This is a genomic window from Pseudonocardia sp. SID8383 (genome assembly GCF_009864975.1).
Classification (GTDB): Bacteria; Actinomycetota; Actinomycetes; order Mycobacteriales; family Pseudonocardiaceae; genus Pseudonocardia; species Pseudonocardia alni.
This window is the reverse complement of record NZ_WWFY01000243.1, coordinates 1-8,217: the sequence shown is the minus strand read 5'-3', so window position 1 is coordinate 8,217 and position 8,217 is coordinate 1. Positions and strand designations below refer to the sequence as shown.

Below are 8,217 nucleotides of genomic sequence, written 5' to 3'. Positions count from 1 at the left end.
GGTCGGCGGGTGCGCCGGCGCCCGGTCCGGGTCGCCCGGCGCAGCCAGGGGTTCGGCCCGGAAGACCCGCACCGTCGCTCCGATGTCCATGACGCCCCACCCCCGTGTGCCCGGGCGGGGCCGTGCCCGGCACCGCGCGAAGGCCCAGGATCCGTCCTGCACCCCGGGGCGCGGCACCGCCGTACGGTGCCGCGGCTCACCCCCGGACGGGCGGTTACCGCAGGTCGCACGGGTCTAGGCTGACGTGCATGGCGGTGAGGATCGGTGTGCTGGCCCTGCAGGGCAACGTCCGCGAGCACGTGGCGGCGCTGACCGCGGCGGGCGCCGAGGCCGTGCCGGTCCGCCGTGCGTCCGAGCTGGCCGCGGTGGACGGCATCGTCCTGCCCGGCGGCGAGTCGACGACCATGTCCAAGCTGCTCGACACCTTCGAGCTGCTGGAGCCGCTGCGGGCCCGGCTCCGCGACGGGCTGCCCGCCTACGGATCGTGCGCCGGCATGATCCTGCTGGCCGAGGAGATCCTCGACGGCCGCCCCGACCAGCACCAGCTCGGCGGGCTCGACGTCGTCGTGCGGCGCAACGCCTTCGGCCGCCAGGTCGACTCCTTCGAGACCGATCTGGACTTCACCGGGCTCATCGGTGGTCCGGTGCACGCGGTCTTCATCCGCGCCCCGTGGGTGGAGAAGACCGGCGGCGACGTCGAGGTGCTCGCCTCCGTCCCGGACGTCACGAGCGCCGGTGCCGACGCGGGTGAGGCGGCCGGGCGCGCGGTCGCGATCCGGCAGGGCCCGGTGCTCGCCACGTCGTTCCACCCCGAGCTGACCGGGGACCGGCGGGTGCACGCGCTGTTCGTCGACATGGTGCGCGCCGCAGGCTGACCCCCCACGGGGGTGGGGGATACCCCAGGTCCACCGGGGGGAGCGCCGTGTGGGCCGGCCGGCCCGGCCCGGGGACCCTGGAAAGCATGACCACCACCGTCGTGCCCAGCGGGTCGCGCCCCGTCCTGCCCTCCGCGGTGGACCTCAGCGTCGCGCTGTGGCTCGGCGCCATCCTGGCCGGGCTCGCCGAGTCCCTGGTCCGGCTGGCCGCACCGGTGCCGCCCACGACCGGGGAGCTGGCCGTCCGCGCCGGGATCTACCTGGTCCTGGGCGTGGTCGTGCTGCAGCTGCGCTCCGGGCACGGCGTGTACCGGTGGACCGTCCTCGGCGTGCTCGGTGTACTCGGGACGGCCTCACTGGTCGTCGAACCGGTGCGCGCCCTCACCGACGGGGGCTCGGTCGGGCTGTTCCTGGTGTCCGCGACCGCGCCCGAGCTCGTCGCGGCGGCGCTGCGCGGTCTGCACGTGGCCGAGGTGGTCGGCGCCGTCGTGCTGCTGTTCCACCCCGCCGCGCGGGCCTTCTACCGGACGACCTCACCCTCGACGACGGTCGTCGCCACGCCTGCGGGGATCCGGTAGCGGATCAGCCGGGAGCTGTTCGCGACGACCGCGACGCTGGAGGCGTTGTGCAGGATCGCCGCGACCACCGGTGACATCGCCCCGCCGGCGGAGACCAGCAGCCCGGCCGCGTTCACCGCGATCGACATGCCGTAGTTCTGCCGGATCAGGGTGATCGAGCGCCGCCCAAGGTCACGCAGGTCGAGCAGCGCGTGGAGGTCGTCGGCGGCGAGGGCGACGTCCGCGGTCTCGACCGCCACGTCGGTCCCGGCCACGCCCATCGCGATCCCGATGTCGGCCAACGCCAGCGCGGGGGCGTCGTTCGTGCCGTCGCCGATCATCGCGACGGTGTGGCCCTCGGCCTGCAGCGCCCGGACCACGTCCTGCTTCTGCTCGGGCATGACCTCGGCGCGGTACTCGGTGATGCCGAGCTCCTCGGCGACGGCCTTCGCGGTCTGCGGGTGGTCGCCGGTGAGCATGACGATCCGGGTGACGCCGTCGGCACGCAGCCGTTCCAGCACGTCGCGGGCCTCGGTCCGCACGGTGTCGCGCAGCGAGACCAGGCCGACCAGCGCGCCGTCGACGGCGAGCAGCAGGGGCGTCTCCGAGGCCTTCTGCAGTCGCCGCACCCAGTCCGCAGCCTTGCGCGGGACCGTGACGCCCTGGGCGCGGAGCAGGTCGCGTGAGCCGATGAGCAGTACCCGTCCGTCGGCCTGGACCCGCATGCCCTGGCCGAGCAGGACCTCGCACTCCTCGTGCGGCGGGATCTCGATCCGCCGCTCCTCGGTGGAGCGGATGACCGCCTGTGCCAGCGGGTGCCGGGAGTGGATCTCCGAGGACGCGGCGTAGGCCAGGACCTGCTCGGGCGCCCAGTCGTCGTGGAAGGAGATGACGTTGGTGACGACCGGGCGGCCCTGGGTGAGGGTGCCGGTCTTGTCGAACACCACCGCGTCGACCCGGCCGGCCGCCTCGAGGTGCGCGCCGCCCTTGATGAGGATGCCGCGCCGCGCGCCGTTGCCGATCGCCGCGGAGATCGCCGTCGGGGTGGACAGGCCGACCGCGCACGGGCAGGCGATGAGCAGCATCGTCATCGCGCGCCGCACGTCGCGGGTGACGACCAGGGTCAGCGCCGAGAGCAGGAACGAGGCCGGCACGAACCGGCGGGAGAAGTTCTCGCCGACGGTCTGGATCGGGGCCCGGTCGCCCTGGGCCTGCTCGACCCGGTCGATGATCCGCCCGATCGCGGTGTCCTGCCCGACGGCGGTGGCGCGCACGACGATCCGGCCGCGCAGCAGCACCGACCCGGCGTGCAGGACGGCCCCGGGGGCGACCGAGACGGGCAGCTGCTCGCCGGTGATCGCGGCCTGGTCGACCACGCCCTCCCCGTCGACGACCTCGCCGTCGACCGGGAGCACGATCCGCTCGTGCACCACGACCTCGTCGCCCACCGACAGGTCGGCGATGTCGATCTCGATCTCGGTGCCGCCGGCCAGCCGGGTCCAGGTACGGGTGGTGGCGCCGGTGAGGAGCTCGGAGATCGCGCGCCGGGAGCGGCGCAGCGTCAGGTCCTGCAGGTACTCGCCGATGTTGAGCAGCCACAGCACGGTCAGCGCGACGACGTTCTCGCGCAGCACGAGACTGGCGACGGTCGCCGCGGACACGAGAGCGTCGGTGCCCGCGCCCTTCCCGCCGGCCAGCGAGCGGAGCGCGCCGCGCAGGAACGGGTAGCCGGTGAAGATCGTGACGCCGGTGGCGACGGTGCGGCTGGCCGGCCCGAGCAGCGGCGGGCGGCGCAGCGCGTAGCGGCGGAAGCCGAGTGCGGCGAGCGCGACCCCGCCGACGACCAGCCGGGCCAGTTCCCCGTTGTGCTGGTCGGCCGAGCGAGGGGTGCGGGCCGCGGTGGCCTCGGGCTCGGCGCCCAGACCCTTGCCGATGGCCTCGACGAGTTCGACCCGGTCGCAGCCCGGGCGGTACCAGACGACGACGTTGCCGGTGCGCGGGTAGGCGTGCACCTGCCGCACCCCGCCGACGTGGTCCAGCTCGTCCTCGACGGCCACGGCGAGCGCGGTCCGCCCGCGCAGGGCCGGGACGGCGAAGCGGATGCGGCCCGCGGCGTCGCTGAGGACGGTGGCGTCCGGGCCGGCGGTGTCGGTGCTCACGGTCTCGCTCGTCTCGCTCGTCGTGCCCGGAGGGCCGGGATCAGTGCTCGTGGCCGTGCCCGTGGCCGTTGCCCGGGGCGGGGGCCTCCTCGCCGATGCGGCCGCGGGCCTCGGCGACGATGTCGGCGGTCGCCAGCCGGGCCTTCTCGGCGCCGGTCTCGGCGGCACGGGCGCCCTTGAGGCCCCAGGTGGTCATCGAGACGGCGGCCTCGCGGACGGCGCCGGAGCGCGCGACCTTCTTGACGCCGTCGTAGGCGACCGCGCCGGCCAGCCCGCTCACGACGAGCCCCACGGCCTTGCCTGCCACTGCTCCGAACACGTGCGCTCCTCTCGCGACCGGCGCCCGGTGCAGGTGCCGATAACGGTTGTCAGCGTAGTCCGCGCCGGGTTCCCGGCGGGACGTGGTGGCGAAGCATAGTCGATCTTGCATGTGTCGGTGACGGGGGGCGTGCGCGGGCCCGGCCCGGCGGGGAGCCGCGTCGTCGGTAACATTGACGGGTTCCCGCAGGTCGGCCCGACCGCAGCTCGCGCTGCGGGGCGTCGGACCTGCCCCTCACCGCGCGTCGCGTGCGCGGTGCGAGCACGAGAGGTGGGCAGACGAGCCGATGAGCGGTCACTCCAAGTGGGCGACGACCAAGCACAAGAAGGCCGTGATCGACGCCCGCCGCGGCAAGATGTTCGCCAAGCTGATCAAGAACATCGAGGTCGCGGCCCGGACCGGCGGCGGTGACCCCGACGGCAACCCGACGCTCTACGACGCCATCCAGAAGGCGAAGAAGAGCTCGGTCCCGAACGACAACATCGACCGTGCGGTCAAGCGTGGTTCGGGTGCCGACGCCGGAGGCGCCGAGTACCAGACGATCACCTACGAGGGCTACGGCCCGAACGGGGTCGCGGTGCTGGTCGAGTGCCTGTCCGACAACCGGAACCGGGCGGCGACCGAGGTCCGGACGGCGATGACCCGCAACGGCGGCACCATGGCCGACCCGGGGTCGGTGGCGTACCTGTTCCAGCGCAAGGGCGTCGTGGTGCTGCCGAAGGCCGAGCTGTCCGAGGACGACGTGCTGATGGCCGTCCTCGACGCGGGTGCCGAGGAGGTGAACGACCTCGGCGAGAGCTGGGAGGTCGTCTCCGAGCCGACCGACGTCGTCGCGGTGCGGACCGCGCTCCAGCAGAACGACATCGACTACGACTCCGCGGAGGCGGTCTTCGTGCCGTCGATGCAGGTCGAGCTGGACGCCGACGGTGCGAAGAAGGTCTTCAAGCTGATCGAGGCGCTCGAGGACTCCGACGAGGTCCAGAACGTCTACGCCAACTTCGACGTCTCCGACGAGGTCATGGCCGAGGTCGGCTGAGGTCGCCCCGGCAGGTCCGTACGCGGCCGCGTCCCCACCAGGGGCGCGGCCGCGTTCGCTGTCGGGGGTCGGTTCTAGACTCGCCGCCGATGAGCACAGCGACGCAGGGCACCCAGAAGTCGGCCTCGGCGAAGAAGAAGGCACCGGCGAAGCCGCGCCTGTTGCTGCTCGACGGCCACTCCCTGGCCTACCGGGCGTTCTTCGCGCTGCCCGCGGAGAACTTCCGCACGGGTACCGGGCAGACCACGAACGCGGTCTACGGCTTCACCTCGATGCTGATCAACCTGCTGCGTGACGAGGAGCCGACCCACCTCGCGGTCGCCTTCGACGTGTCGCGTAAGACCTTCCGTTCCGAGCGCTACGCCGAGTACAAGGCGAACCGCTCGTCGACGCCGGACGACTTCCGCGGCCAGATCGACCTCATCAAGGAGGTCCTGGCCGCGCTGAACATCCCGGTGTTCGCCGTCGACGGGTTCGAGGCCGACGACCTCATCGCCACCCTCGCCACCCAGGCCGAGGGGCACGGCTACCAGGTGCTCATCACCACCGGCGACCGTGACGCGTTCCAGCTGGTCACCGACGACATCACCGTCCTGTACCCCAAGCGCGGCGTGTCCGACCTCGGCCGGATCGACCCGGCCGAGGTCGACAAGCGCTACGGGCTCACCCCGACCCAGTACCCGGACTTCGCGGCGCTGCGTGGCGACCCCTCGGACAACCTGCCCTCCATCCCCGGGGTGGGGGAGAAGACCGCGGCCAAGTGGGTCCGGGAGTTCGGCTCGCTCGCCGAGCTCACCGACCGGGTCGACGAGGTCAAGGGCAAGGCCGGGGACAACCTGCGGGCCAACCTGGCGAACGTGCTGCTCAACCGCCAGCTCACCGAGCTGGTGCGCGACGTCGACCTCGGCGCCGCCCCCGAGGAGCTCGAGCTGCGCCCCTGGGACCGCGACGCGGTGCACCGCCTGTTCGACGAGCTGGAGTTCCGGGTGCTGCGCGAGCGCCTGTTCTCCACCCTCTCCTCCGCCGAGCCCGAGGCCGAGTCCGGCTTCGAGGTCTCCGGCGAGGTCGTCGCACCCGGCGCGGCGCGGGCCTGGCTCGACGCCCACGCCCGCGACGGGCGTCGCGTCGCGGTGAGCTTCGCCGGGGTCACCGGCCCGATCGCCGGGCGCGACCTCGACGGGATCGCGCTCGCCACGGGGGAGCCGACCGTCGAGCAGCGGGCCTCCGGCGCCACCGCCGGTGTCCCGGCCGCCGGCTACCTCGCGCTGACCGGCCTCACCCCGGACGACGAGGCGGCCCTGGGCGACTGGCTCGCCGACGCGTCCGTGCCGAAGGCCGCGCACGACGTGAAGGCGGTGCTGCACGCGCTGCGCGCGCGGGGCTGGACCCTGGGCGGGCTGACCAGCGACACCGCGCTCGCCGCGTACCTCGCCAAGCCCGGGCAGCGGACGTTCGACCTGGCCGACCTCGCGCTGCGCTACCTGCGCCGCGAGCTGCGCACCGAGGAGCCCGCCGACGGGCAGCTGTCGCTGCTCGGCGGTGAGGAGGAGGCCGACACCCGGGCCGCGGAGCAGGAGATGCTCGCGGCCTCGGCGATCGCCGAGCTCGCCGACGCCCTCGACGCCGACCTCGCCGAGCGGGGCGGCAGCGAGCTGCTGGCCGACCTGGAGCTGCCGCTGGCGTTCGTGCTGGCCGACTGCGAGGCGGCCGGGATCGCCGTCGACGGCGAGACCCTGTCCGACCTGGAGTCGGACTTCGGCGCCCAGGTCCGCGAGGCCGCGCGGCAGGCCTACGAGGTGATCGGGAAGGAGATCAACCTCGGCTCGCCAAAGCAGCTGCAGGTCGTGCTGTTCGACGAGCTGGAGATGCCCAAGACCAAGCGCACCAAGACCGGCTACACCACCGACGCGGACGCGCTGGCGAGCCTCTACGAGCAGACCGAGCACCCGTTCCTGCAGTTCCTGCTGCAGCACCGCGACGCGACCCGGCTCAAGGTGACCGTCGACGGGCTCATGAAGTCCGTCGCCGAGGACGGCCGGATCCACACCACGTACTCGCAGACGATCGCCGCGACCGGCCGGCTGTCCTCGACCGACCCGAACCTGCAGAACGTGCCGATCCGCACCGCCGCCGGGCGCCGGATCCGGGACGCGTTCGTCGTCGGATCCGGCCCCGACGGCGCGCCGTACGCGGAGCTGCTCACCGCGGACTACAGCCAGATCGAGATGCGGATCATGGCCCACCTGTCCGAGGACGCCGCGCTGATCGAGGCCTTCCGCTCACAGCACGACTTCCACGCCGAGACCGCGGCCCGGGTCTTCGGCGTCGCGGCGGCCGAGGTGTCGCCCGAGCAGCGCGCCAAGATCAAGGCGATGAACTACGGCCTGGCCTACGGGCTGTCGGCCTACGGTCTGTCCGGGCAGCTGCGGATCTCCACCGAGGAGGCCAAGGGCTTGATGGACGACTACTTCGCCGGGTTCGGCGGGGTGCGCGACTACCTCGCAGGTGTCGTCGACCAGGCCCGCAAGGACGGCTACACCGCCACCATCCTGGGGCGGCGGCGCTACCTGCCCGACCTGACCAGCGACAACCGTCAGCGTCGGGAGATGGCCGAGCGGATGGCGCTCAACGCCCCGATCCAGGGCAGCGCGGCGGACATCATCAAGGTCGCGATGCTCGGGGTGTACCGGGCGCTGCAGGCCGAGGGGTTGCGCAGCCGGATGCTGCTGCAGGTGCACGACGAGCTCGTCCTCGAGGTCGCCGACGGCGAGCGCGAGACCCTGGAAGCGCTGGTGCGCCGCGAGATGGCGGCCGCGGCCGACCTGTCGGTGCCGCTGGAGGTGTCGGTCGGGTCCGGCCGCAGCTGGGACGCCGCGGCGCACTGACCCGCGCCCCGGCCCGGGCTCAGCCGAGGACCGCTCCCGGTGCGGCGGCGCCGGCGCCGTATCCGGCTCCGGAGGGGTGACGCAGGTGTCCCGGCGCGAGGATCCGGGCGGCGCGGCCCAGCTCGGCGACGAGCTGCTCCACCGCGACGTCCTGCCTGCGGGCCTGGGTGTGCAGGATCGCGCAGAGCCGCCCGGTCGGGCCGGGCGTGCGGGTCGTGGCGCCGGCCGTGGTGTCGCGAGGGCCGGTGAGGCGTCGGGTGTCGCGTTCGTGACGCAGCACCGCGGCCAGGTCGCGTCCGGCGGCGGCGAGGACGTCGGCGTCGTCGGTGTGGATCACGACGACCGCGTCGGCGTCGCCCGCCGCGGCGACCGCGCGTTCCACGGAA

General features: G+C 73.6%; 7 protein-coding genes. 4 read left to right on the top strand and 3 right to left on the bottom strand.

The genetic code is table 11. The annotated features are described in order from the left end of the window. Window positions 1-248: 248 nt before the first annotated feature. Entirely contained in the window at window positions 249-875 is a 627-nt protein-coding gene (pdxT, locus tag GTW08_RS05910) for a pyridoxal 5'-phosphate synthase glutaminase subunit PdxT (RefSeq protein ID WP_073574646.1), read from the top strand. A gap of 86 nt (window positions 876-961) precedes the next feature. After that, window positions 962-1,453, top strand: a complete 492-nt coding sequence (locus GTW08_RS05905) for a hypothetical protein (RefSeq protein WP_073574647.1) — start codon at window positions 962-964, stop codon at window positions 1,451-1,453. On the opposite strand, the gene GTW08_RS05900 is transcribed toward GTW08_RS05905, so the two are convergent. Beyond that, the gene (locus GTW08_RS05900; RefSeq protein WP_073574648.1) at window positions 1,396-3,591 is read right to left on the bottom strand and encodes a heavy metal translocating P-type ATPase; all 2,196 of its coding nucleotides are present in this window, start codon (window positions 3,589-3,591) and stop codon (window positions 1,396-1,398) included. The two genes, GTW08_RS05905 and GTW08_RS05900, sit on opposite strands and share 58 nt — an antisense overlap. Before the next feature lie 40 nt (window positions 3,592-3,631). Next, the gene (locus tag GTW08_RS32420; protein WP_224402295.1) at window positions 3,632-3,910 is read right to left on the bottom strand and encodes a DUF1490 family protein; all 279 of its coding nucleotides are present in this window, start codon (window positions 3,908-3,910) and stop codon (window positions 3,632-3,634) included. A gap of 286 nt (window positions 3,911-4,196) precedes the next feature. On the opposite strand from GTW08_RS32420, the gene GTW08_RS05890 reads away from it, so the two are divergent. Together GTW08_RS05890 and polA are read left to right on the top strand one after the other, a co-directional pair. Continuing rightward, the gene (locus GTW08_RS05890; protein WP_073574650.1) at window positions 4,197-4,946 is read left to right on the top strand and encodes a YebC/PmpR family DNA-binding transcriptional regulator; all 750 of its coding nucleotides are present in this window, start codon (window positions 4,197-4,199) and stop codon (window positions 4,944-4,946) included. An 89-nt stretch (window positions 4,947-5,035) separates the two neighbouring features. Beyond that, window positions 5,036-7,831: a DNA polymerase I gene (gene polA, locus GTW08_RS05885; RefSeq protein ID WP_073574651.1), complete on the top strand. Its 2,796-nt coding sequence runs from the start codon at window positions 5,036-5,038 to the stop codon at window positions 7,829-7,831. A gap of 19 nt (window positions 7,832-7,850) precedes the next feature. On the opposite strand, the gene GTW08_RS05880 is transcribed toward polA, so the two are convergent. Next, a partial coding sequence (locus GTW08_RS05880) for a hypothetical protein (protein WP_161151536.1) occupies window positions 7,851-8,217 on the bottom strand: 367 nt, incomplete at its 5' end.